Origin of the sequence: Microvirga sp. 2MCAF38, assembly GCF_052115485.1 — a bacterium.
In the GTDB taxonomy this organism is placed as follows: domain Bacteria; phylum Pseudomonadota; class Alphaproteobacteria; order Rhizobiales; family Beijerinckiaceae; genus Microvirga.
This window is the reverse complement of the sequence record NZ_JBFRGU010000001.1, coordinates 816,144-838,965: the sequence shown is the minus strand read 5'-3', so window position 1 is coordinate 838,965 and position 22,822 is coordinate 816,144. Positions and strand designations below refer to the sequence as shown.

18 protein-coding genes, 1 tRNA gene and 1 pseudogene are annotated in these 22,822 nt (G+C 59.6%); 14 read left to right on the top strand and 6 right to left on the bottom strand.

Annotated elements, in window-relative coordinates; genetic code table 11:
• Window positions 1–11: 11 nt before the first annotated feature.
• Window positions 12–1,103, bottom strand: coding sequence for a transglutaminase-like domain-containing protein (locus tag AB4072_RS03915; protein ID WP_441965585.1), 1,092 nt, complete (start codon window positions 1,101–1,103; stop codon window positions 12–14).
• Between the two features lie 370 nt (window positions 1,104–1,473).
• Here AB4072_RS03915 and fdnG point away from each other — a divergent pair, with 370 nt between their 5' ends.
• From fdnG to AB4072_RS03880, 7 genes and pseudogenes are all read left to right on the top strand, one after another.
• Complete coding sequence (gene fdnG, locus AB4072_RS03910; RefSeq protein WP_441965584.1) at window positions 1,474–4,557, top strand: formate dehydrogenase-N subunit alpha; 3,084 nt, start codon at window positions 1,474–1,476, stop codon at window positions 4,555–4,557.
• A 107-nt stretch (window positions 4,558–4,664) separates the two neighbouring features.
• Complete coding sequence (fdxH, locus tag AB4072_RS03905) at window positions 4,665–5,615, top strand: formate dehydrogenase subunit beta (RefSeq protein WP_441965583.1); 951 nt, start codon at window positions 4,665–4,667, stop codon at window positions 5,613–5,615.
• Window positions 5,615–6,310 (top strand): formate dehydrogenase subunit gamma, encoded by a 696-nt coding sequence (locus tag AB4072_RS03900; protein WP_441965582.1) that lies wholly within the window; start codon window positions 5,615–5,617, stop codon window positions 6,308–6,310. The genes fdxH and AB4072_RS03900 overlap by 1 nt, the downstream gene beginning before the upstream one ends.
• Window positions 6,311–6,354: 44 nt before the next feature.
• Window positions 6,355–7,272: a formate dehydrogenase accessory protein FdhE gene (gene fdhE / locus AB4072_RS03895; RefSeq protein WP_441965581.1), complete on the top strand. Its 918-nt coding sequence runs from the start codon at window positions 6,355–6,357 to the stop codon at window positions 7,270–7,272.
• Window positions 7,273–7,276: 4 nt separating this feature from the next.
• Window positions 7,277–8,686, top strand: coding sequence for an L-seryl-tRNA(Sec) selenium transferase (gene selA / locus AB4072_RS03890; protein ID WP_441965580.1), 1,410 nt, complete (start codon window positions 7,277–7,279; stop codon window positions 8,684–8,686).
• Window positions 8,683–10,515, top strand: a pseudogene (selB, locus tag AB4072_RS03885) (selenocysteine-specific translation elongation factor); the annotation flags it as partial. The gene selA and the pseudogene selB, both read left to right, overlap by 4 nt.
• Before the next feature lie 120 nt (window positions 10,516–10,635).
• Window positions 10,636–10,728 (top strand) — tRNA-Sec (locus tag AB4072_RS03880).
• A gap of 23 nt (window positions 10,729–10,751) precedes the next feature.
• On the opposite strand, the gene AB4072_RS03875 is transcribed toward AB4072_RS03880, so the two are convergent.
• Window positions 10,752–11,057: a hypothetical protein gene (locus tag AB4072_RS03875; protein WP_441965579.1), complete on the bottom strand. Its 306-nt coding sequence runs from the start codon at window positions 11,055–11,057 to the stop codon at window positions 10,752–10,754.
• 66 nt (window positions 11,058–11,123) lie between these two features.
• A complete protein-coding gene (gene selD, locus AB4072_RS03870; RefSeq protein ID WP_441965578.1) occupies window positions 11,124–12,170 on the bottom strand; it encodes a selenide, water dikinase SelD in 1,047 nt (348 codons plus the stop codon).
• Between the two features lie 93 nt (window positions 12,171–12,263).
• Here selD and AB4072_RS03865 point away from each other — a divergent pair, with 93 nt between their 5' ends.
• Complete coding sequence (locus AB4072_RS03865) at window positions 12,264–12,431, top strand: hypothetical protein (RefSeq protein WP_441965577.1); 168 nt, start codon at window positions 12,264–12,266, stop codon at window positions 12,429–12,431.
• Between the two features lie 98 nt (window positions 12,432–12,529).
• Here AB4072_RS03865 and AB4072_RS03860 read toward each other — a convergent pair whose 3' ends face one another.
• Window positions 12,530–13,825 carry a glycosyltransferase gene (locus AB4072_RS03860; protein WP_441965576.1) on the bottom strand — a complete coding sequence of 432 codons (1,296 nt, stop codon included), beginning with the start codon at window positions 13,823–13,825 and terminating at the stop codon, window positions 12,530–12,532.
• Between the two features lie 201 nt (window positions 13,826–14,026).
• On the opposite strand from AB4072_RS03860, the gene AB4072_RS03855 reads away from it, so the two are divergent.
• The 3 genes from AB4072_RS03855 (at window position 14,027) to AB4072_RS03845 (ending at window position 17,296) form a co-directional block, all read left to right on the top strand.
• Complete coding sequence (locus AB4072_RS03855) at window positions 14,027–14,326, top strand: hypothetical protein (RefSeq protein WP_441965575.1); 300 nt, start codon at window positions 14,027–14,029, stop codon at window positions 14,324–14,326.
• 104 nt (window positions 14,327–14,430) lie between these two features.
• A complete protein-coding gene (locus tag AB4072_RS03850) occupies window positions 14,431–15,354 on the top strand; it encodes a transporter substrate-binding domain-containing protein (RefSeq protein WP_441965574.1) in 924 nt (307 codons plus the stop codon).
• A 208-nt stretch (window positions 15,355–15,562) separates the two neighbouring features.
• On the top strand, window positions 15,563–17,296 hold the full coding sequence (locus AB4072_RS03845) for a lysine--tRNA ligase (protein WP_441965734.1): 1,734 nt from the start codon (window positions 15,563–15,565) through the stop codon (window positions 17,294–17,296).
• A 157-nt stretch (window positions 17,297–17,453) separates the two neighbouring features.
• Here the strand turns inward: AB4072_RS03845 and AB4072_RS03840 are convergent, their stop codons facing one another.
• On the bottom strand, window positions 17,454–18,086 hold the full coding sequence (locus tag AB4072_RS03840; RefSeq protein ID WP_441965573.1) for a S24 family peptidase: 633 nt from the start codon (window positions 18,084–18,086) through the stop codon (window positions 17,454–17,456).
• Window positions 18,087–18,238: 152 nt separating this feature from the next.
• Here AB4072_RS03840 and AB4072_RS03835 point away from each other — a divergent pair, with 152 nt between their 5' ends.
• The 3 genes from AB4072_RS03835 to AB4072_RS03825 all read left to right on the top strand — a co-directional run bounded on the left by AB4072_RS03835 (window position 18,239) and on the right by AB4072_RS03825 (window position 21,418).
• Window positions 18,239–18,580, top strand: coding sequence for a DUF952 domain-containing protein (locus AB4072_RS03835; protein ID WP_441965572.1), 342 nt, complete (start codon window positions 18,239–18,241; stop codon window positions 18,578–18,580).
• Entirely contained in the window at window positions 18,577–19,659 is a 1,083-nt protein-coding gene (locus AB4072_RS03830) for a quinone-dependent dihydroorotate dehydrogenase (RefSeq protein WP_441965571.1), read from the top strand. Before AB4072_RS03835 ends, AB4072_RS03830 begins: the two co-directional genes overlap by 4 nt.
• Window positions 19,660–19,903: 244 nt before the next feature.
• Window positions 19,904–21,418 (top strand): putative bifunctional diguanylate cyclase/phosphodiesterase, encoded by a 1,515-nt coding sequence (locus AB4072_RS03825; RefSeq protein ID WP_441965732.1) that lies wholly within the window; start codon window positions 19,904–19,906, stop codon window positions 21,416–21,418.
• Between the two features lie 71 nt (window positions 21,419–21,489).
• Here the strand turns inward: AB4072_RS03825 and AB4072_RS03820 are convergent, their stop codons facing one another.
• Window positions 21,490–22,821, bottom strand: coding sequence for an MATE family efflux transporter (locus AB4072_RS03820; RefSeq protein ID WP_441965570.1), 1,332 nt, complete (start codon window positions 22,819–22,821; stop codon window positions 21,490–21,492).
• Window position 22,822 lies beyond the last annotated feature (1 nt).

Sequence of the window (22,822 nt, the reverse complement as noted above, 5' to 3'; positions counted from 1 at the left end):
TGAGGCCGCGCTCAGATATTCACCTCGTTCGCAGTGATCGAGTACTTCACCAGATCCGGCGAAAGGCAATCGAGCCGCCCGGCGGCGGTCTCCACCTGCGGGTACATGAGGAAGCCGACGGCAGGTCCTTGGGAGCCGGGAAGCGCGATGTCATGCGCGGTGTTGTAGGGCAGCCAGTTTCCCTCCCACGCGCCGAAGAGCATCTTGCGTGCCGCGATTACGCTCGGAGCGTCGAGAGGCAGCCCTTCGGGCGTTTCTTCCAGCATCACCTTGCGCACATCTGCCGGGTCCATAGGCACCCAACCGTGATCGGAGAAATAAACCTCGGCGCGGCAATGCTGCGCTTTGGTGATAGTCGGGGAATTAGCACCGAGGCTCTTGTATCCGAGTTTCGAGGGTGCAACGCGCACACCATAGATATCGCGCGCCGGAATACCAGCTGCACGCACGAGCCCGATAAAGAGGCCGTTGAGATCCGCGCACTTGCCACCGAAATCGTTGACCTTCAGCATAGTGGCCACATCGCCTTCGCCGCAGCCGCGTGTGGCGGCGCGACGGAATGTGTTCTCGACCATCCATTCGTAGATGGCGCGAACCTTGGCGATTTCTCCATCAGCGCCAGTCGTGATCTTGTCGGAAAGCGCCTTGATTGCGCCGTCGGTGGGGATGAGAGTCGTGGGCGCGAGATTGAGTTTACGCTCAGCCTCGCTCAAAGCCTCTGCTTGTCCGGTGCCCGTGAGGTCGATGGCTCGGTCGCGCGTCGAAAACCGGCTCGTCACGGCGATCATGGGCGCGACCGTTCCCTCATCCCAGATCGCATGAAGCATCTTCGCGCCGTAGACCGGGTCCTCGACAATTCCGGCTGAGCTGGCATTGGTCTGCCAGGTGTCGCCTTCCGCTCGCGCCCAATTCCGCGCGGAGAAGCCGGCGAGGGGAATCCAGGCTTGCGACCGACCTGCAGGAGCAGCGACCTCAAGGCTCGTGACGACGTCAAATTGCCGCCACCCTTCGGCAGCGACAGGAGCGGCAAAGGTTGATCGCGGCAACGCGAAAGAGGCGGACAATGCGGCGCCGGTCATGAGTATTTCGCGACGGGTCTTCATGGGCAGAGCTCCCGTTGGAGGACGAGCCTTATCCGCGCAGGCGATCTGCGACGCGCCGGTGCGTGGCTCGTGAAGAAATGGTTTGAAGGATTGCGAGCGTCCTCACAAAACCGCGACCGCGAAAACATCGCGCGCTCCGGCAAAGACGCCATGAAGCCCCGCAACGCGGGAGCGGTCGTGAAGGACACGCCTTCATTCTGTGGCGGGGGACGTGATCGTCAATACGCGCAATACGCGCGAGGCGGGGAGAAAGCTTGGCAGGCGGTGAATGTCCCAAAAGCAGCTGGACACTTTGCCACTGGAAATTCTTAAAACTAACCTAGATTCAGGTCGATAGACGCTGCAGTGCAGAAACGAAGGGAGGGTTGCCATGAATATGGAACTCTCACGACGCGGCTTCCTGAAGGCGGCCGGCGTGGGTGTTGCGGGGACCACACTCGGGGCTTTCGGCTTCGGGGATCTTGAAGTGGCGCAGGCTGCTGCGATCAGACCCTTCAAGCTCGTCAATACCATGGAGACGCGCAATACCTGCCCGTATTGCTCGGTTGCCTGCGGCATCATCATGTATTCCAAGGGCGACCTGCGGAAGGGTGAGGTTGCCGACATCGTCCATATCGAGGGCGATGCGGACCACCCCACCAATCGCGGAACGCTTTGTCCCAAAGGTGCTGCGCTCAAGGATTTCGTGAAAGCCGAAACGCGGCTGAAATACCCCATGCTCCGCAAGCCTGGATCGGACAAGTTCGAGCGGATCTCCTGGGATCAAGCTCTCGATCGCGTCGTGCGCCTGATGAAGGACGACCGCGACGCGAATTTCGTCACCGCCAACAAGGCCGGTGTGCCGGTCAACCGTTGGACGACGGTGGGCTTCCTCGCCGCATCGGCCACCACCAACGAAACCGCTTATGTGACTTACAAGGTCGTCCGCAGCACAGGGATCGTCGCATTCGATAATCAGGCGCGCGTTTGACACGGCCCCACGGTGTCCAGTTTGGGCCCAACATTTGGCCGAGGCGCGATGACCAACTCGTGGACCGATATTCGGAACACGGATCTCGTGGTGATCATGGGCGGCAACGCCGCTGAAGCGCATCCGTGCGGCTTCAAATGGGTTACGGAAGCGAAAGCCAACCGTGGCGCGAAGCTGATCGTTGTCGATCCGCGCTATACCCGCTCAGCCTCCGTCTCCGATTTCTACGCACCCATCCGGCAAGGGACCGACATCGCGTTCCTGCTCGGCGTCATCAATTACTGCATGCTGAACGACAAGGTGCAGTGGGAATACGTGAAGGCCTTCACGAACGCGACCTATCTGGTGAACGAGGGCCTTGTCTATCAGGATGGTCTCTTCACAGGTTATGACGAGAGCAAACGCGACTATGACCGCTCGACCTGGGAATACCAGATCGGGCCAGACGGCTTTGCCGTCGTCGATGAAACTCTGCAAAATCCGCGATGCGTCTGGAACATGCTGAAGGCGCATGTGGCGCGCTACACGCCCGAGATGGTGGAGCGTATTTGCGGAACGCCCAAGGATAAGTTCCTGAAAGTGGCGCAGATGATTTCCGAGTGCTCGACGCCGACGAAGACTATGACGTCGATGTACGCGCTCGGCTGGACACAGCACTCCAAGGGCTCGCAGAACATCCGCACCATGGCGATGCTGCAATTGATCCTTGGCAATATCGGTGTGCGTGGGGGGGGCATGAATGCCCTTCGCGGGCACTCGAATATCCAGGGTCTCACCGATGTAGGCCTGATGTCGAACTTGCTTCCGGGCTATCTCAACATCCCGGTGGAAAAGGAGGCCGATTTCACAACTTATATGTCGAGTCGCGTCTTCAAGCCGCTACGCCCAAACCAGACGAGCTACTGGCAGAACTACAAGAAGTTCTTTGTCAGCTTCCAGAAGGCCATGTGGGGAGACGCCGCGACCGCGCAGAACGACTTCGCCTATCACTATCTGCCGAAGCTCGACGTGCCGGCTTATGACGTGTTGCGCACTTTCGAGATGATGCATCTGGGCATGGTGAACGGCTACTTCTGCCAGGGCTTCAACCCGCTGCTCGCCTTCCCGAATCGCAAGAAAATCACGGAGGCGCTCTCGAAGCTGAAATGGCTCGTGACCATGGATCCGCTCGACACGGAAACCTCACGCTTCTGGGAGAACCACGGCATCTACAACGATGTCGACACGGCTTCCATCCAGACGGAGGTGATCCAGCTTCCGGCCACGTGTTTTGCGGAAGATGACGGTTCGCTCACCAATTCCGGCCGATGGCTGCAATGGCATTGGGCAGGCGGCACGCCTCCCGGCGAGACGAAGAACGATAACTGGATCATGGGACAGATCTATCGTCGCCTGCGCGCGCTCTATGAGAAAGAGGGTGGAGCCTATCCCGACCCGATCCTCCAACTCACCTGGAACTACAAGAACCCGGACGAGCCGACGGCGGATGAATTGGCAAAGGAGATCAATGGCTATGCCGTGGAGACGCTCTACGATCCGGCGGACCCGACCAAGGTCGTGCTCGAAAAGGGCAAGCAGGTCGTGAACTTCTCGGTGCTGCGCGATGATGGCTCGACGGCCAGTGGCTGTTGGATCTATTCCGGTTGCTACAACGAGGCCGGCAACAACATGGCCCGCCGCGACAATTCGGATCCGGACGATACCGGCGCCTATCTGAACTGGACTTTCGCGTGGCCGCTCAACCGGCGCATTCTCTATAATCGCGCTTCGGCGGATCTTCAGGGCAAGCCATGGGATCCTACGCGCAAACTCATTTCGTGGGACGGCACGAAATGGTCCGGCTACGATGTGCCGGACATCGCGCCGAACGCGAAGCCCGATGTGGTCGGTCCCTTCATCATGAACCAGGAAGGAACGGCGCGGCTGTTCGCTCGCGGGCTCATGCGCGATGGGCCGTTCCCGGTCCATTACGAGCCGTTCGAAGCACCGATCGCCAACGTGGTTGCACCGAAAATTCGCGGCAACCCGGTGGCGCGCATCTTCCAGGACGATGTGGCGCAATTCGCCACGTCGGAGGAATTTCCTTATGCGGCGACTTCTTATCGGCTGACCGAGCATTTCCACTACTGGACGAAGCACAACAAGGTGAATGCCGTGCTTCAACCGGAGTTCTTTGTGGAGATTTCCGAAGAGCTCGCGAAAGAGAAGGGCATCACGGGCGGTTCATGGGTGCGGGTGTGGTCGAAACGCGGTGAGGTCAAGGCCAAGGCGGTCGTGACCAAGCGCATCAAGCCGATGATGTGTGACGGCAAGGTCGTGCACGTGGTCGGCATTCCGCTGCACTGGGGCTTCATGGGACAGGCGAGGAAGGGTTGGGGCCCGAACTCGCTCACGCCTTTCGTCGGCGACGCCAATATCGAGACACCTGAATACAAGGCATTCCTTGTCAATATCGAGCCCACGACCGGGCCGGTGACGGCTTAGCACATGATCCGAAAAAGTGGAGTCCGGTTTTTCGGAAAGATCATGCGCCATTAGAAAAGGGAGCCCGATCATGTTTCAACGAGACATGGTCGGGCGAGGAGACAAAGATGGATCCGAGCCCGCATAACGCGCAGAGCAACCCGCCAGTCACGAACGTGGTCTCGAATCTTTCCGAGAAAGACCTCGTTCGCCGCTCTGCCTCGAACATCCCGCCACCGACGCGGCAATTGGAACCGGTGGCGAAGCTCATCGATGTGTCGAAATGCATCGGCTGCAAAGCCTGCCAGTCGGCCTGTATTGAATGGAACGATACGACCCCAGCGATTGAGACGAATGTGGGTGTCTACGAGAACCCGCACGATCTCACGCCGGAAATGTTCACGTTGATGCGGTTCACGGAATGGGACAATCCCAAGACCGGGAATCTCGAATGGTTGATCCGCAAGGACGGCTGCATGCATTGCGAGGATCCGGGTTGTCTCAAGGCCTGCCCCGCACCTGGCGCCATCGTGCAATATTCCAACGGCATCGTCGATTTCGTACATGAGAACTGCATCGGCTGCGGCTATTGCATCCGAGGGTGCCCGTTCAACATTCCACGCATCTCGAAGGTCGATCACACGGCCTATAAATGCACGCTGTGCTCGGATCGTGTGGCCGTGGGGCAGGGGCCTGCCTGTGCCAAGGCTTGTCCGACCCACGCGATTTCCTTCGGTACCAAGGAGGACATGAAGAAGCTGGCCGACAGCCGCATCACGGACCTCAAATCGCGCGGCTACGACAATGCCGGTCTCTACGATCCGCCGGGGGTCGGCGGGACGCACGTGATGTACGTTCTGCACCACAACGATCAGCCGGAGATCTACTCCAACCTGCCGCGCGATCCCAGGATCAGCCCGGTGGTGACCGCCTGGAAAGGCGTTGCGAAATATGTGGGCTTTGCCGCCATGGGGTTGGCCGCCGCAGCGGGAATTCTCCATTCGGCGATGGTCAAGCCCAATCGCGTCACGCGTGCCGATGAGGAGAATGCCGAGAAACTGGTGAAGGATAAGGCGTGATGGAACCGGATGACATTGAATCGGGAGACGCCATCATTCCTGGAAAGCCGGTAACGGTGGATCGCTATCGAAAGGGCGCGCGGATCAATCATTGGGTCACGGCGACCTGTCTGATCCTGCTTGCTCTATCCGGTCTGGCGCTTTTCCATCCGTCACTCTTCTTCCTTACGGGCCTTTTTGGTGGCGGGGAGAATACGCGGGCGATTCACCCGTGGATCGGCGTTATTCTTTTCTTCAGCTTTGCCGGTCTGTTTTTCCGGTTCTGGCGCGCAAATCTGCCGAAGCCCGTCGACGCGGAATGGCTGGGGCGTGCGAACGATCTGCTCGCAGGCCATGAAGAAAGGATGCCGGAAGTCGGCAAATATAATGCCGGACAGAAGTTCATCTTTTGGGGAATGACAACCCTGATCCTCATCCTCATCGTCAGCGGTGTGCTGATGTGGGATGAGTATTTCTATCAATGGACCACCATTCCGCAAAAGCGTGTGGCGGTTCTGGTCCATTCCCTGGCGGCGGTGGTCATCATCTGCGTCTGGATCATCCATGTCTACGCGGCGATCTGGGTGCGGGGCACCATACACGCCATGACGCGCGGCTCCGTGACGGGAGGGTGGGCCTGGCGGCATCACCGCCTTTGGCTGCGGGAACTGGCTGGTCGCAATAGAGTTAAGAAGCCTGAAGCGCCTGCGGAATAAGGCGCGCTTTGCTGGCACGTGACCCGTGCGGTTCGTGAGGATGCATGACGAATCCAAGCTCGATCCAGCCCGATCCGACCGTCATCGGCCGCGTGCCGTCTCCGCCTTTTGTGCGGCTACCTGATCCAAGCACGCTCTTCGAAGCGCGCCGTCAGCGCCTCGAGGCACTCGCACAGACCAGCGATCTCGCGCCCTATCTCACCTTCATCGCCGGGCTGAGCGCGGCGCAACACCGCATTCAGAATAATCTCCTCGATCCTGCTTTTCCCACTGAGGATGTGCTTACGCGCGCCCGCGAATTCGGCATGCCGCCCTTGGACCGCAATCGCTTCGAGATCGATGCGGTTGTCTCGCAAACATTGAACCGTCTGTTCGATGCAGTTTCGACGCTTGAAAAGCCCAAAGAGGCTGAAGCGGCGTTGGCCCGTGTGAAAGACGCTACGCGGGGGGGCATCGAGGCGATGGTTCGCGATGTTCTCGACAATTCCATTCCCGCTGATGCTATTGCCGAGCATGCTTATGTGGCGGCAGGCCTACAGGTCCATTTCGCGCGGCTCGCGAACAAGCTCGACGCCGAGAGTCTCGTGCGCGTTGGCGACGGCGCTTGTCCATCCTGCGGCGGACCTCCCGTGTCGTCTCTCGTTGTCGGGTGGATGGGGGCTGAAGGCACGCGGTACTGTGCTTGTTCCTTGTGCGGCGTGCTTTGGAATGTAGTGCGCGTCAAATGCGTTCTATGCAGCTCGACGAAAGGCATCGGCTATAAGGAAGTCGAAGGCGGCTCTGGCACGATCAAGGCCGAATGCTGTGACGCATGCCACGGCTATGTAAAGATCCTCTATCAGCAGAAGGATGTCGCGCTCGATCCGGTCGCGGACGATATCGCAAGCCTCGGGCTCGATCTTCTGATGCGGGAGAGCGAGTATCGGCGCGGCAGCTTCAATCCGTTTCTGTTGGGAGTCTGAACCGATGGCGGAGGCGGCGCTTCTCTCTCTTCGCGGAATACCCTCTGTCGATCAGATCCTGCGGCATCCGCAGACGGCGACCTTGATAGAACGATACGGGCGTGCTGAGACGACGGACGCTGTCCGCGAAACTTTGTCCTCGTTGCGGGCGAGCCTGCGGGGCGGCGAGAAGGCCTTTCCGGATGAAGCCGGCGTCCTGGCCTCGGTTCTCGCGCTTCTGGCGATGCGCTCACGCTCGACCCTGCAACCGCTCTTCAACCTCACGGGGACGGTGTTGCATACCAATCTTGGCCGCGCGATCCTGGCGAAGGAAGCTGTCGAGGCTGCAATGGCCGCTATGCGTCAGACGGTTTCTATCGAGTTCGATCTCGAGACCGGCAAACGTGGTGAGCGCGATGATCACTTGCGCGGCCTGATCTGCGATCTGACCGGCGCGGAAGACGCAACCGTGGTCAACAATAATGCGGCAGCAGTGCTGCTCGTTTTGAACACGCTGGCCGAGGGTAAGGACGCCATCGTTTCGCGTGGCGAACTGATCGAGATCGGCGGTGCGTTTCGCATGCCGGAAATCATGGCGCGGGCGGGTACACGGCTTGTCGAAATCGGTACCACGAACAGAACGCATGCGAAGGACTACATTGCGGCTCTTCGGCCAGAAACGGGCCTCGTGCTTAAAGTGCACACGTCGAACTATCGCATCGAAGGTTTCACCTCCGAGGTGAGCGCACGGGAGCTATCGGAAATTGCGCGCGCGCATCGCGTTCCTCTCGTCAATGATCTTGGCTCGGGTACACTCATCGATCTGTCGCGATATGGTCTCTCAAAAGAGCCGACCGTTCGTGACGCCGTGGCGGAGGGCGCCGATCTCGTGACCTTCTCCGGCGACAAGTTGCTCGGTGGCCCGCAGGCTGGCTTCATCGTCGGACGCAAGGATCTTATTGCCGTGATCAATCGCAACCCAATGAAGCGTGCGTTGCGCGTGGACAAGATCCGCCTTGCGGCCTGCGAAGCAACGCTCAAGCTCTATCGCGACCCCGACCGCCTCGCGGAGCGGCTGCCGACGTTGCGCTTTTTGGCGCGCCCCATAGAGGATATCGAGGCGCAGGCCAATCGCCTTGCTACGGTTGTGGAACGTGCGCTTGGTGATAGCGTCCGCGTGAATGTCGTCTCGTGTCGAAGCCAGATCGGGTCGGGCGCCTTGCCACTCGAAACCATACCGAGTGCAGGCCTCGCGTTGTCGCCATGCGGAGGCGGAAAAGTGCTCGATGCACTCAGCCGCGCCTTCCGTCGATTGCCGAGACCGGTCATTGGACGTGTGAGCGACGACGCACTGATATTCGATTTTCGCTGTCTCTCCAATGAGCCGGGCTTCGTGGAAAATCTCGCCTTTCTCGATTTCAAGGCTCCTCCATGATCATCGGGACCGCTGGTCATATCGATCATGGCAAGACATCACTCGTCAAAGCGCTGACCGGGGTCGATGCGGATCGGTTGAAGGAAGAGAAGCTGCGTGGCATTACCATCGATCTCGGCTTCGCCTATTGGCCGCAGGCCGATGGTCAGGTGATCGGGTTCGTCGATGTGCCCGGTCACGAGCGCTTCGTGCACACGATGGTGGCGGGCGCGAGCGGTATCGATTTCGTTTTGCTGGTCGTCGCCGCCGACGATGCGGTGAAGCCGCAGACACGCGAGCACCTCGCCATCATCGATCTTCTCGGCATCCAGCATGGCGTCGTAGCCTTGACGAAGGCTGATCTGGCAGATGCCGAGCGGCGTGTTGCCGCAACAGATCAAATCCGCGCCATCCTTGGCGGTACGAAACTTGCTGAAGCTCCTGTGATCCCGGTTTCAGTCGTCACGGACGAGGGCATCGAGACACTGAAGACTTATTTGCGCGAGGCGGCATCGGTGCAACAAAAGCGCAGCGCGTCGGGTTTGTTTCGCCTCTCCGTCGACCGGTGCTTCACCTTGGCGGGGGCAGGAACGGTGGTGACGGGCACCGTCCTGTCTGGCACAGTCTCGGTGGAAGATCGCGTCGTCGTCAGTCCGTCGGGCTTGCCCGCGCGCGTGCGTTCCATCCATGCGCAAAACCGCCCCGCCGAGAGCGGTATTGCGGGTGAGCGCTGTGCTCTCAATCTCGCGGGCGAAGGCGTTGCGAAAGACGCGATTGCTCGTGGTGACGTGTTGCTTGATCCTATAGCACACGCGCCGACGGATCGAATCGATGCCAGTTTGCGCATCTTGTCGAGTGAGGCGAGGCCGATTCGGCAGTGGTTTCCGGTTCGGCTTCACCATGCGGCGGTGGAGATCGGTGCACGTGTCGTGTTGCTCGATGATGCACCGATCAAGCCGGGGCAAGAAGCCCTCGTGCAATTGGTTCTCGAACGCCCCATTGCGGCCGCCGCGCGCGATGCCTTCGTTGTGCGCGATACTTCGGCTCAGCGCACCATCGGCGGCGGGCGTTTCATCGATCTGCGCGCACCCGCCCGCCACAGGCGTGGACCTGAGCGGCGCGCACAACTGGAGGCGCTCGCTCATGACAATCCGGCCGAGGCCATGGCTGCATTGGCAAAGGCCCCGCCGCGCTTTTTCGATCTTTCGGCCTTTGCGCGGGATCGGGCGTTGACAATCGCCGATATGGAAGCAGAGGCGGACCGATTTGGGTTGGTCCGCCTTGTCGCCGGGGCTTCCGTGATCGCGCTCGGCGGCGAAACCTGGAGGGAGTTTGAGAGCGGATTGATCGAGATACTCGGCAGGTTTCATGCGGACAATCCGGACCTTCAGGGCATGGGGCTCGAACGATTGCGATTGCAGGCCGATCCACGCCTTCCCGCCACGGCGTTTCGCGCTGCGCTCCAGGTTTTCGTGCAAGCTGGAAAGCTGATCCTCGATGGCTCGTGGGTCCGCCTGCCGGGGCACGAGGTGCGCCTGAGCGATAGTGAGGAGCGACTTTGGAGCGCAATACGCCCTCTTCTTTCGGGGGGTGAGCGTTTCCGCCCGCCGCGCGTCCGCGATATCTCTGGTCTCCTGAATATATCGGAAAGTGATGTCCGCAGCTTATGCAAACTCCTCAGTCGATTAGGCAGACTCGATGAGGTGGCGCATGATCACTTCTTTCTGCGTGGCACTGTCGCTGAAATGGTCGGCATCGTTCAGGATCTCGCGATGTCGGCTCCTGACGGACAGTTCCCGGCAGCGCAGTTTCGCGACCGGGTCGAGAATGGCCGTAAGGTCGCCATTCAAATTCTCGAATTCTTCGACCGTCACGGCGTGACATTGCGTCGGGGCGATCTTCGGCGCATCAATAAATATCGGCTCGATCTTTTCAAGGAGGCGTTGCCGAACGATCAGGCGAACGATCAGGGAGGAGAAGCGTCCCCGGTGGGGCGTCCGGACTTCAAATCCGGGTGGGGCCGCGAGCCGGTCCTTGGTGGGTTCGACTCCCACTCTCTTCCGCCGTCTTCGCAGTCACGAAACAGTTAGCATTTCTTGTCAACGCCAGGCGTTGCGGGCTTCATCGGATCGAGGCCGCTTGCGGTCGCCGGATGCTCGGTTGGCGAGTGCTGCGATGGGCCTTTCGGCGCGGTTCCGATGTAGGAACCTCCGGTTCCGCCCGTCCAGCCCGTCGAGCCTGCGGTTCCCGGCGATGTGCCCGAAGCCGTGCTGCCAGGATCGGGCGGCGTTGCGGCTTGAGTGGCAGGCGCATTGGTGCAATTGCTTTGTTGCGCCAATGCGGGAGCGGACAATCCTAGCACCAACACGGAGAGAGACAGGAAACCTCGCATTGCTTCCATCCTTTCGCGCACAATGGCGAAGGAACGCTCGTATGAGGGTCGGGTTCCTGAAGTATTTCACACGACCTTGATCGAAGGCGGGCCGTTTTCCGCGCGGCCGATGACCCGGGCCGAGGGATAGCCCGCATCGAGGATGCTCTGAAGAATATCCTTTGCTCGTTCGGCTGCGCAGGCGATCAGCAAACCGCCGGATGTTTGCGGATCGGTGAGCAAATGGCGTTGCCATAAGTCGACATCCGGCGGCAAAATAACGCTGTCGCCGTAGCTGTCCCAATTCCGCGTCGATGCGCCGGTGATATAGCCCTGCTGTGCCAGGGTGCTTGCGTCATGAAGAAGTGGCAGGTCGTTTCGCACAACCGTCAGGCTGAGGCCCGATCCGCGCGCCATTTCGAGGCCATGCCCTAGAATGCCGAAGCCCGTGACATCGGTGATTGCGTGAACGTCAGGGTCGCGGGCTAGCACCGTGCCGATCTTATTGAGCAGCGTGACCGAGGCGATCATCTCCGCGTAGGCCTCGGTGGATAACGCGTCCTTCTTGAAGGCTGCGGAGTAGATGCCGACACCGAGCGCTTTCGTCAGGATTAGTGCATCACCCGCTTTTGCGCCGTTGTTGCGTCGGATCTCGCTCGGTCGCCCTGTGCCGATGACGGCGAGGCCATAGAGGGGCTCAGGGCAATCGATGGAATGGCCACCGGCCACCGGAATGCCAGCCTCCGCGCAAATCGACGCGCCGCCGTTCAGAATCTCGCGCACGACCTCCGGCGCGATCTTGCCGAGCGGCATGCCGAGGATCGCGAGCGCCATGATTGGCCGGCCACCCATGGCGTATACGTCCGAAATGGCATTGGTGGCGGCGATGCGTCCGAAATCGCGCGGGTCGTCCACCATGGGCATGAAGAAATCGGTGGTTGCGATGATGCAAGTATCATCGTCAAGCTGCCAGACAGCGGCGTCATCGGCTGTCTCCGTGCCGACGAGAAGCTCGCGATAGGGACCTGCCGCCGGTTGCTCCGAGAGAAGTTGTTGCAGAACGGAAGGTGCGAGCTTACAGCCGCAGCCACCGCCATGGGCCAGATGAGTGAGCCGGAAACGTTGCGTATCCATGAGGCTTCCTCCAATCAGCCTGCCCATGGTGTCAGACGTTGCTCTTGGAGGCAAACCTACACCTTGCTATGATGGTTGCCGAAAGAGAGAGCGATGAGCGCGAGCCCTTCCCATGTTCGAACCCAGGAAAAACTAGTCGGCCGCGTCTTAATCGCGGCGGGGGTGCTGTGTCTCGTGGCGACAGGGGCACTTCTCTGGGCGCGCTACGGCGGCGTTGTCTTCAACGATATGGTTTTATCCGCGCTGGCCTGGTGCTTCTAAAGCACGATCAGAACAAGTGGAAACCGGTTGCTCGCCTGGATCATGCGGCATCGAAGAATCTAAAGTTTGATCACGTTTCAATCTGAAACGATCGAACTCTAGAATTGGCCCGTGCGTGATGTGCGGGCGAGACCGTGGTTCGTCTTGTTCCAATGAAACGGTGCGTGGGCCAATTCCCAGAAGCTTCGCCATGCGGCGAAGCTGACGAGGAGATAATAAGCGGGCAGAACGAGGGCCCAAGGCAAGAGCCCCCAGAGATTGCGGCGCTTGATGGCGACGAGTGCTGGAATCCCGATCGCGAGCAGACCGAGAATGAAGAGGGTCGAGCTCCAACTCTCCAAGGCGGCGGCCCAGATCCTGTCCGAATAGGTTTTCGGGATATCGAACCACGCGCGTAACGCGAAGGGCAGGAATATGGGATAAGTCAGCGCGCTCAGCACAGCGCCGGCGGTCATTAGAAACGAGCCGATGAAACGCCAAGGCCCCAACTCGCGGAAGGCTTTCCACGGCTGCCGGGAGTTGCAATAGCAAGTCTGGACGAAGCCTTTCATCCATCGCGTCCGCTGATGCATCCAGGCGCTAAGTGAGCTCGGAGCCTCTTCCAGGGTCGAGGAAGGGAGATCGCTCACGTACAGACCAAATCGAGCGAGACGAATACCGAGGTCTGCATCCTCAGTGACGTTCCAAGCGTCCCAACCGCCGACACGGCGCAGTGCCTCAGTCCTGAAATGGTTCGATGTCCCACCCAAAGGTATCGGGCATCCGATCTCTGCAAGGCCAGGATTGATGACATCGAACAGCATCGCATATTCGAGTGTGAAGAGGCGCGTGAGCCAGCTGTCCTTGGTGTTGTCGATGGTCAAGCGGGCCTGAAGGCAGGCGATTTCCGACGGGAGAGAAGCAAAGTTGGTGGCGGCGAGTCGAAGTTGGCCTGGTTCGGGCACGTCCTCTGCATCGTAGAGAACTGTCAGAGCCCCGCGGGCGAGCGGCAATGCGACATTGAGCGCGCGCGGCTTCGTGCGAGGGAGGCCCGGAGGTGCGGTCAGCACTTCCATGAAGCCGGGGAGATCCAGGGCGTCGAGAGCCGCTTTTGTCTCTTCATCGTCCGTCTCCAGCACGAGCTTGATATCGAGCTTCTCGGGCGGATAGTCGAGGCGGCTCAGGGCCGATACCAGACGCGAGGTGACGCGTCTTTCGCGGTAGAGCGCCACGATAACGGTGTACGTGGGCAACTCCGAATCCGCGATGAGCACCGGCGGTGGGGACGGGGAGAGCGGGGCTGGAAGGAATGCGGCTGCCAGCCGCAATGCGGTGATCAAGAAGAAAAGCGGACTCAGCAAGGCTGCCGTCAGAATCAGCGTATATTGCAGGTCGAAGACGAGTGCGAATGACACTCCCCCACTTGCTAGCCCAAGCAGGCCGATTTGCATGGAGCTGAGATCATCGCGATTGGAAAGACCTGGGTGCAAGTCCGGTAGGAAATGGGCCGCTTGATGAGCGATCGTTTTAGCCTGTGTCTCAAACACGGCGGCTCTGAGCGCCGAGGGGGTCGAGATAGCTATCGACCTTGACCGTACGGGCTTGGATTTGAGCAGTTGCGCGATCTGGCTTCCTCTGGGCGTAACGACGAAAGCGGGCGAGCCAGTCACCAATGGAGCCAGGCCACTGAGGATGCTTTCGGGATATCCCGCGCGCTGCGAGACTCTCGGTTTTATGAGAAAGGGAACGCCCAGCTCGAAAGCCAAGGCACGGTAGAAGACATCCTCCTTGATAAGCCCCTGGGCGAGTATCACACGATCGGCGGTGACGCCCGTGATCGTGGCTATGGTTGTCGCGTCCTGGAGAAGGTCCGATGGGATGCCATGTTCGACAAGAAACCCTATTTCCGTCGGTAAAGGGAGATTTTGAACAGAGATCGGTGCCGGGAGGTCTTCGGCTTGACCATGCCTTACCAACAAGAAAAGCTCCCGGAAGCGGGGCGAAAACCCACGGTGCGAGCATGCGGGTAATCGAATCGAACAATATTACATTGCTTGCGCGATTTGGCTCCAAGATCAAGTGGGCTCTCATCGCATTGATGTTGGCGCTCTCGGGAGGGCAGGCTCTGGCCCAGGCTTCCACGGTCCAAAATCCTTTTGCCCAAACACTCCTCGCAAAGGACGTCACCATTCCGGGGTTCTGGGATCCACGTGCCGCATTGGAGAGGCCCGATCTGACCGGGTTTCGTACCGTCCGCTTCTTAATCGACGACGATTTCGCGCCGCTTGGTTTTTCAGGGCTCGACGGTAACCCCACCGGCTTCTCGGTTGAGCTGGCCCGATCGGTCTGCGAGAAGCTCAGACTGACCTGTACTGTCCAGGCCCGCCGGTTCGATACGCTTCTCAAAGCCTTGGCCGACAAGCAGGGCGATGTTGTCGCGGCTGCCATTCCCACGACGACGGGATTGAGGGATCAGTTCTCCGTCACCTCCCCATATTTCAAGTTCCCCGCCCGCTTCGCCGTTCGGCTCGACCGGAACCTGCCCGAGCCGCAGGCGAAGGTTCTGGCGGGAAAGGGCGTCGGCGTTGTCGCCGGTACGGCGCATGAGGCGTTTGCGAAGGCGTTCTTCCCAGGCGCGGTGTTGAAGCCCTTTGACGATCTTGCGAGCGCCCAAGCGGCGCTGAAGGCCGGAGATCTGGATTATCTCTTCGCGGACGGGCTGAACCTCGCTCTATGGATCGGCGGGGTCGACGCGGATGAGTGCTGTGCGTTTTCCGGGGGGGCCTATCTGGAGAGCCGGTTCTTCGGGGAGGGGATCGGCTTCATTACTCGTAAGGACGACGAAATTCTCCGGCGCGCCCTGGATTTCGCCCTTCAGCAGCTCTGGAAAGAGGGCAAATATGCCGAGCTTTATCTGCGGTTCTTCCCAGTCAGCCCCTTTTAGGAGCATGATCGGAACAAGTGGAACCGGTTGTTCGCCCGGATCATGCGGCACTAAAGAATCGAGAGCTTGATCATGTTTCAATCTGAAACGATCAAACTCTAGGAGCATGCCGCGATTTCTGATGGCGGGCCTGAATCCCCGCTCAGCCGCATTGACCCTTGCCGGCTCGCTTTCTAGTGTGCCGCCCTTCACCAACCTGTCGGATATCATGTCTAAGCCTCTTATCCTCGATCCAGCCCTCGTCGAAGCCGCCCAGACCGCCACCGCGTGGCCGTTTGAGGAAGCGCGCAAACTTGTCGAGCGGCTGAAGAAAACCGGGAAAAAAGAGGCTTTGTTCGAAACGGGCTACGGTCCCTCGGGCCTGCCGCATATCGGCACCTTCGGCGAAGTGGCGCGGACCAGCATGGTCCGCCATGCCTTCCGGGTGCTGACCAACGATGCCATTCCGACCCGCCTCATCGCTTTCTCGGACGATATGGATGGCCTTCGTAAGGTGCCGGACAACGTGCCGAACAAGGAGCTTCTGGCGTCTGCGCTCGGCAAGCCGCTGACGCAGGTGCCGGATCCGTTCGGTAAGTTTGAGAGCTTCGCCCATCACAACAACGCGCGCCTGCGCGAGTTTCTGGATGCTTTCGGGTTCGACTACGAGTTCATGTCGGCGACCGCGTGCTACAAGGCGGGCCGTTTCGACAAGGCCCTCCTGACGGTGCTCGCGCGCTACGACGCGGTGATGGCGATCATGCTGCCGTCCTTGCGCGAGGAGCGTCAGCAGAGCTACTCGCCCTTCCTGCCGATCCATCCGAAGACCGGCATCGTGATGCAGGTGCCGATCGACGAACGGAAAGTCGAGGCAGGTACCATCGTCTGGCGCGATCCCGAGACCGGCGAACGGTTCGAAACTCCCGTTACCGGCGGCCACGCCAAGCTGCAATGGAAGCCCGATTGGGCGATGCGTTGGGTCGCGCTGGGCATCGATTATGAGATGGCCGGCAAGGATCTGATCGACTCCGTCAAGCTGTCGGGCGAGATCGCCAAGGCCCTTGGCGGCCTGCCGCCGGAGGGCTTCAATTACGAGCTCTTCCTCGATGAGAACGGGCAGAAGATCTCGAAGTCGAAGGGCAATGGCCTGACGATCGACGAGTGGCTGACCTACGGCACGCCCGATAGTTTGCGGCTCTTCATGTACAACAAGCCGCGCGAAGCGAAGCGCCTCTTTTTCGATGTCATCCCGCGCCAGGTGGACGATTATCTGACTTTCCTGGAGAAGTTCCCGGCTCAGGACGCCAAAGCGCGCCTCGTCAATCCCGTTTGGCATCTTCATGCGGGTGAGCCCCCGGCGCCGGAATTTGTGTCATCCAGCGACGGCAATCACGCAGGCACGACGATTTCGTTCTCGATGTTGCTCAATCTCGTGGCGGTGGCGAACTCGGAAGAGCCTTCGGTGCTGTGGGGTTTCATCCGTCGCTATGCGCCCGGCGTATCGCCCGAGACTCATCCGCGTCTGGACAGTCTCGTGAAGCATGCGGTGCGCTATTTCCGCGACTTCGTGAAACCGCAGAAGAGCTATCGACTGCCGGACGAGGTCGAGGCTGCATCCCTACGCAAGCTCAGTGAAGCGCTTGCACCCTTCGAGCGGGGAGAGCGCCCGGCGACGGCCGAAGCGATCCAGGAGGAAATCTACAATGTCGGTCGCGCCGAGCCGCGCTATCAGGACCTCAAGGCCAAGGGCGCTACGCCCGAGCGCCCGGGGGTTTCAATCGAGTGGTTCAACACGATCTATCAGGTGCTTCTCGGAGAGCCGCGCGGCCCACGCTTCGGGTCTTTTGTTGCGCTCTACGGCGTGAAGGAGACCCGCGCTCTCATCGAGAAGGCGATTGCCGGCGGCCTTGTGCGCGAGCATGAGGAGTTTGTACGCTCGCGGGAAGCCGGTCGCGCGGCGTAGGAGACGTTACGTTTAATGAGCGGCGAAGCGGTCTCCGCTCGCCGCCGAGAGCTTGATCGTCGTGTCTCTTTGAAACACGATCAAGCTCTCGATTCCTTATTGCCGCATGATCCGGGCGAACAACCGGTTTCCACTTGTTCTGATCATGCTCCAGGCCTCAGTGACGGCTCCACATGACGCGTGCGACCCAGGCCAGGTCCTCGACCGGGATAACCAACTCTTCCTGGCCGGGCTCAGGCGAGGCCAATTCCAGGGCTTTAGGGGATCTGCGTTTGAATTCGGTCGCGAAGATCTCGCCCTTGTTGGTGCGCACGATAACCCGGTCACCCTTATGCGTACTGGCCGTCGGCGAGACGATCAGAACGTCGCCGTCGCGGAAAAGGGGACTGAAGGTCTCCCCTGTGACTTCAATGGCAAAGACATTGTCACCCGCAAAGCCGGGGAAATTGATTTCTTCCCAGGCGGGCCCACCGTTGGGCAGCCCGTTCTCGCTGAACAAATCGCCCTTGGCCGCCTGATCGAGCTTTGCCAGGGGCAGAAGCGAGCCGCGTATGGCTCCGGACGGTTCGACCAGCCGCAAGAAATCCTCGAGCGAGGATCCGGTGGCGCGCAAAATCTTGGCGATCGATTCCGTCGATGGCCATCTGTCACGCCCCTCGGGACTGGTTCGTTTCGATTTATTGAAACTGGTTGCATCAAGCCCGGCTTTGCGAGCCAGACCCGAGGCGGTCATACCGTGGCGCGCAGCCAGGGCATCGATCGCAGCCCAAACACGGTCATGAGACAGCATGGTGTGACCCTTCGCAGCTTAAAAACATAAAGCCAGAACCTTTCCCTAGGAAATTAAGGCCGATTGTTCCACCTTCAACCGTCTGACGCACCACGCGACAACTCGCCCATGTCCGGGTTGCTCCTCGAGGTCGGCCCAGCTACTCAGAGCGTATGACACTCATCTATAAAATCTGCTCCGAAGCCCTTTGGAAGCAAGCCGAGAAAGACGGTTCTTTCGCTGGCGCGCCTATCGACCTCCAGGACGGCTACATTCACTTCTCCACGGCGGTCCAGGCGCGCGAAACGGCGGAGCGACATTTTGCCGGACAGACCGATCTCGTGCTCGTGGCTGTCGAGGCTGAGAAACTGGGTGACGCCCTCCGATACGAAGTGTCGCGGGGCGGCGCGCTGTTTCCGCATCTTTATTGTGTCTTTTCAATGGCTACGGTTGCCTGGGTCAAACCGCTGCCGCTGGGCAGTGACGGCCGCCATGTTTTTCCGGAGCTGACATGAAGATCGATGCTCTCTTCCCTCTGGCGAGGCCGCTGCTTCACGCCCTGGACCCCGAGACTGCCCATCGCGCGACCATCAAAGCCCTGTCGTTGATGCCGATGCTGCCTTCCACGAAGGACGATCCGCTTCTCGCGGTGGACGTCTTGGGAAAGCACTTTCCAAATCCAATCGGATTGGCGGCGGGTTTCGACAAGCAGGGGGAAGTGCCCGATCAGCTCCTGGCGCTCGGTTTCGGCTTCGTCGAAATCGGCGGCGTGACGCCCAAGGCGCAGGCCGGCAATCCGCGTCCGCGCGTATTTCGTCTGGAGCGCGACAGAGCCATCATCAATCGCTTCGGGCTCAACAGCGAGGGGCTCGAGGCAATGCGAGAACGCCTCGTTCGTCGCCAGGGGCGGTCTGGGGTCGTCGGCGTGAATATCGGCGCGAACAAGGAGACGAGCGACCGGCTAGGCGACTACGTCCGATGCGTTGAGCGCCTGTGCGGTCTGGTTGATTTTCTGACGATCAATGTCTCGTCTCCGAATACGCCGGGCTTGCGTGATCTCCAGGGCGAAGCATTCCTCGACGATCTTCTGGCGCGTTGTCTTGACGCCCGCGACAAAGCCGATGCGGGACTGGCCTTGAAGACCGCGATCCTTTTGAAGATCGCGCCGGATATTTCCCTCGAGACGCTCGACGCCATCGTTGCGACCGTTCTGAAGCGTGGTGTCGATGCGCTCGTCGTTTCCAACACGACCATTGCCCGGCCTGAGACCTTGCAAGAGAAAACGATTGCTACAGAAACCGGTGGCCTGTCGGGCAAGCCTCTGTTCACTCCCTCGACCCGATTGCTGGCCCAGACCTTCTTGAGGACAGACAAGAAAATTCCCCTGATCGGTGTCGGCGGGGTCGACTCCGCTGAGGCTGCCTGGACGAAAATTCGCGCGGGCGCCACGCTCATCCAGCTCTACTCCGCTCTTGTCTATCAGGGGCCTGGACTGATTGGCGAGATCAAGCGAGGTCTCCGCGACCGGCTGCGTCTGTCCGGCGGCTCCCTGAATGCGCTTGTCGGAAGTGACGCACCAAATCTGGCGCGCTAAATTCGATACTACTTCAGAGCTTGTCGATCGCGGCTATAACATTGCCGGCTGATCTTAAGGGTGATTGAAAAAGGGAGCATTTCGCTCCAAACAAAGAATGTTTAAGCTCCGTTGGACACGGAGTGGCGCACATCATTGTCCATGTGAGACTGACTATGACTCTGCGCGAGGATACATGATGCTGGCAGGCAAATTGCTTGGTCGCATAAAGGCAAGCAGAGAGCGATTTGAGTGGGCCTTGGCTGTGCTCGTCGCGCTGGCGGTGGTGGCGCTCGAATTGAAGATGAATCTGCTGGTTCGGATTTATTTCATCACGCAGCAATTCGAATATCTCCATCTCGACAAAATATTCCTCGGCTTCGTGGCGGCCTGCATCGCATTGGCGTTTATCGGTATCCGGCGCTCGTTCCGGTTGCGCACCGAAATTCGCCGCCGCATCGTCGCTGAACGACAGGCCCAGGCATTGGCGCGACATGATCCTGTGACGGGCTTGCCGAACCGGAGCAAATTCCTTGAGGAGGTTGCCTCCGTCATTCAAAGGACGAAAGCCTATAATGCGTCGAGCGCCGTTCTCTTGATCGCCATCGACCGCTTCAAAACGATCAACGAACTTTATGGCCATGCGACCGGAGACAAGATTCTAGCCGAGGTCGCTACGCGACTTCGGCGGGTGCTCCGCGTCGGCGATGGGCTCGCCCGTACCGGCGGTGATGAATTCGCTCTGATGATTTCGCTTAATTTCGACGAAGACATTCCTGTCCGCTTGGCGCAGCGGATGATCAATATCGTCACGCAGCCGATCTATCTGGATGGGGCCGAGATTAAAGTCAGCGTTACTGTCGGCATCGCTCTTTTTCCATGTGACGCTGTCGATCCCGATCTCCTTCTGCACGCGGCGGGCCTTGCGCTCAATCGTGCCAAGAAGGATGGACGCGGCAAGTATCGGTTCTTCGAAGACGGGATGGACGAAGAACTCCGGTCTCGCGCGAATACGGAGCAGGAGCTGAAATCGGCGATCGAGGACAATCTGATAAAGCCCTATTATCAGCCGCTCGTCCTGCTGAAGACCGGCGAGATTTGCGGTTTCGAGGTTCTGGCTCGGTGGCAGCACCCGCAAAAAGGGCTTCGACTACCGGCCGATTTCATACCGATTGCGGAAGATACGGGCCAGATCTCGGCCTTGTCCCATCATTTGCTCCGACAGGCGTGTCTGGATTCAAAGTTATGGCCCAATCACCTGACTCTCTCGTTGAACATCGCTCCCTGCCAGCTTGAAGAGCGCAATCTACCTTATGAAATCCTCGCCGTTCTGCGTGAGACGGAGTTCGATCCACGTCGTCTCATCATTGAAATTACCGAGGCGGCGTTGGTGCGGGACATGGAGACGGCGCGGGAGATTCTGGGAGTGCTCAAGCGCGAGGGTGTTCGCATCGAGCTCGACGATTTCGGCATCGGCTATTCGAGCCTCTATCATTTGCGTGAACTGTCTTTCGACGCGATCAAGATCGATCGTTCGTTCATCCAATCGTTCCGCCTCGATGATGAGAACAAGCGGGTTCTGGGCGCCATTATCAATCTCGGCCACACATTGAACCTCGCGACCGTGGCGGAGGGCATCGAGGACGAGGGCGACCTTGCGCTGCTGACCGAACTCCAATGCCAGTTCGGTCAGGGTTATTATTTCGGCATGCCCGTTCCCGTGGAAGAAGCCACGCTGATCGTGCGGAAAAGCGAGGCTTCGACTTTAACCAGGGTGTGAGGCGTCACGTCCAGAGTTTGATGCCGCATGATCCGGGCGAACAACCGGTTTCTATTTGTTCGGACCATGCTCTAGGTGCTGAAACTCTGCCGCGTCAGCTTAGGATAGAGGACAGCCTGTCCAATTCCGCGTGTCCCAAGAAAAACCAGAAGCGCGATCCAGAGACCATCGTTTCCGAGATTGCTCACTGAAAAAAGAGTGACGCTATAGGCACCGAAGGCGACTACCATGAGGTTTCGCATGGCCTGCGTCCACGTCGCACCGGCGTAGATGCCGTCATAGGCGAAGGCGAAAGCCCCGACCAGCGGCGTCAAGGCTGCGAAAACGAGGTAGTGCTTTGCGGTCTCGCGGACATTCGGATTGGTCGAAACGAAATCGATGAACCAGTCCCCGCTCACGAAAAAGATTGCCGAGACGGCTAGGCCAAAGCCGAAGCACCATACCAGGCTTAACGAAACGGCGCGGCGAAAGCCGCGTTCGTGGCGAGCCCCAATGCACTGTCCACAAAGTGTTTCAGCAGCTGTCGCGAAGCCGTCGAGGAAATATCCGCCGATCAGGAACATGTTGTAGAGCACGGCATTTGCCGCAAGCGTTACATCGCCTGTGCGCGCGCCAAGCGAGGTAAAGATCATAAAGGCGAGAATGAGCGCCACATTGCGGATCATGATGTCGCGGTTGACGGAGAGCGTCTGGATCATCGCTGCGCGATGCAGAATTTCGCTTCGCGCAATGGCGAAGGGATTGGAACCGAGACGGCGCAACACGACAATGCCGAGACCGACGCCCACCACCTCGGCGATTGCCGTGCCTATGGCGGCACCTGCGACACCCAACGCGAAGCCGAGCACCAGTAGCGAGGTCAGCAGGATGTTGGCGACATTGATCGCGACTTGCAGGAAAAGCCCGAGATCGGTGCGCCCGCGCCCAAGCGTCGATCCGAGAATGACATAGTTTGCGAGCGTGAAGGGTGCCGCCCAGATGCGCAGGAAGAAATAAGTCGAAAGAGCCTCAGTGACGGATTCGCTGGCCCCGGCGAGCGAGAATGAGATGGTCCCGATGGGCCATTGCAACGCAATCAGGACGAGGCCGGCGACGACGGCAACGGCAAGCGCTCGTGCAAGCGTGCGGTCGACCTCGCGTTGGTTACCTGAGCCAGTGGCTTGTGCCGTCAGCCCCGCGGTCGCCATGCGAAGTGACCCGAAACTCCAAAACACGAAATCGAAAATTACCGCGCCGAGCGCAACCGCCCCTAGAAGATGCGCCTCGCCGAGCCGCCCGATCACAGTCGCGTCCACAAGGCCGAGAAGCGGCGTGGTCACATGCGAAAGCGTCATCGGAAGGGCGAGCAACAGGACTCGCTTGTGGGTGACCTCGATGCGCAGGGAAGGAGGAGTGCCGTCCATG

Coding starts and splice junctions, on each gene's coding strand:
- AB4072_RS03915 (WP_441965585.1), bottom strand. CDS start 1,103: ATGAAGACCCGTCGCGAAATACTCATGACCGGCGCCGCATTGTCCGCC.
- fdxH (WP_441965583.1), top strand. CDS start 4,665: ATGGATCCGAGCCCGCATAACGCGCAGAGCAACCCGCCAGTCACGAAC.
- AB4072_RS03900 (WP_441965582.1), top strand. CDS start 5,615: ATGGAACCGGATGACATTGAATCGGGAGACGCCATCATTCCTGGAAAG.
- fdhE (WP_441965581.1), top strand. CDS start 6,355: ATGACGAATCCAAGCTCGATCCAGCCCGATCCGACCGTCATCGGCCGC.
- selA (WP_441965580.1), top strand. CDS start 7,277: ATGGCGGAGGCGGCGCTTCTCTCTCTTCGCGGAATACCCTCTGTCGAT.
- AB4072_RS03875 (WP_441965579.1), bottom strand. CDS start 11,057: ATGCGAGGTTTCCTGTCTCTCTCCGTGTTGGTGCTAGGATTGTCCGCT.
- selD (WP_441965578.1), bottom strand. CDS start 12,170: ATGGATACGCAACGTTTCCGGCTCACTCATCTGGCCCATGGCGGTGGC.
- AB4072_RS03865 (WP_441965577.1), top strand. CDS start 12,264: ATGAGCGCGAGCCCTTCCCATGTTCGAACCCAGGAAAAACTAGTCGGC.
- AB4072_RS03850 (WP_441965574.1), top strand. CDS start 14,431: ATGCGGGTAATCGAATCGAACAATATTACATTGCTTGCGCGATTTGGC.
- AB4072_RS03845 (WP_441965734.1), top strand. CDS start 15,563: ATGTCTAAGCCTCTTATCCTCGATCCAGCCCTCGTCGAAGCCGCCCAG.
- AB4072_RS03840 (WP_441965573.1), bottom strand. CDS start 18,086: ATGCTGTCTCATGACCGTGTTTGGGCTGCGATCGATGCCCTGGCTGCG.
- AB4072_RS03835 (WP_441965572.1), top strand. CDS start 18,239: ATGACACTCATCTATAAAATCTGCTCCGAAGCCCTTTGGAAGCAAGCC.
- AB4072_RS03830 (WP_441965571.1), top strand. CDS start 18,577: ATGAAGATCGATGCTCTCTTCCCTCTGGCGAGGCCGCTGCTTCACGCC.
- AB4072_RS03820 (WP_441965570.1), bottom strand. CDS start 22,821: ATGGACGGCACTCCTCCTTCCCTGCGCATCGAGGTCACCCACAAGCGA.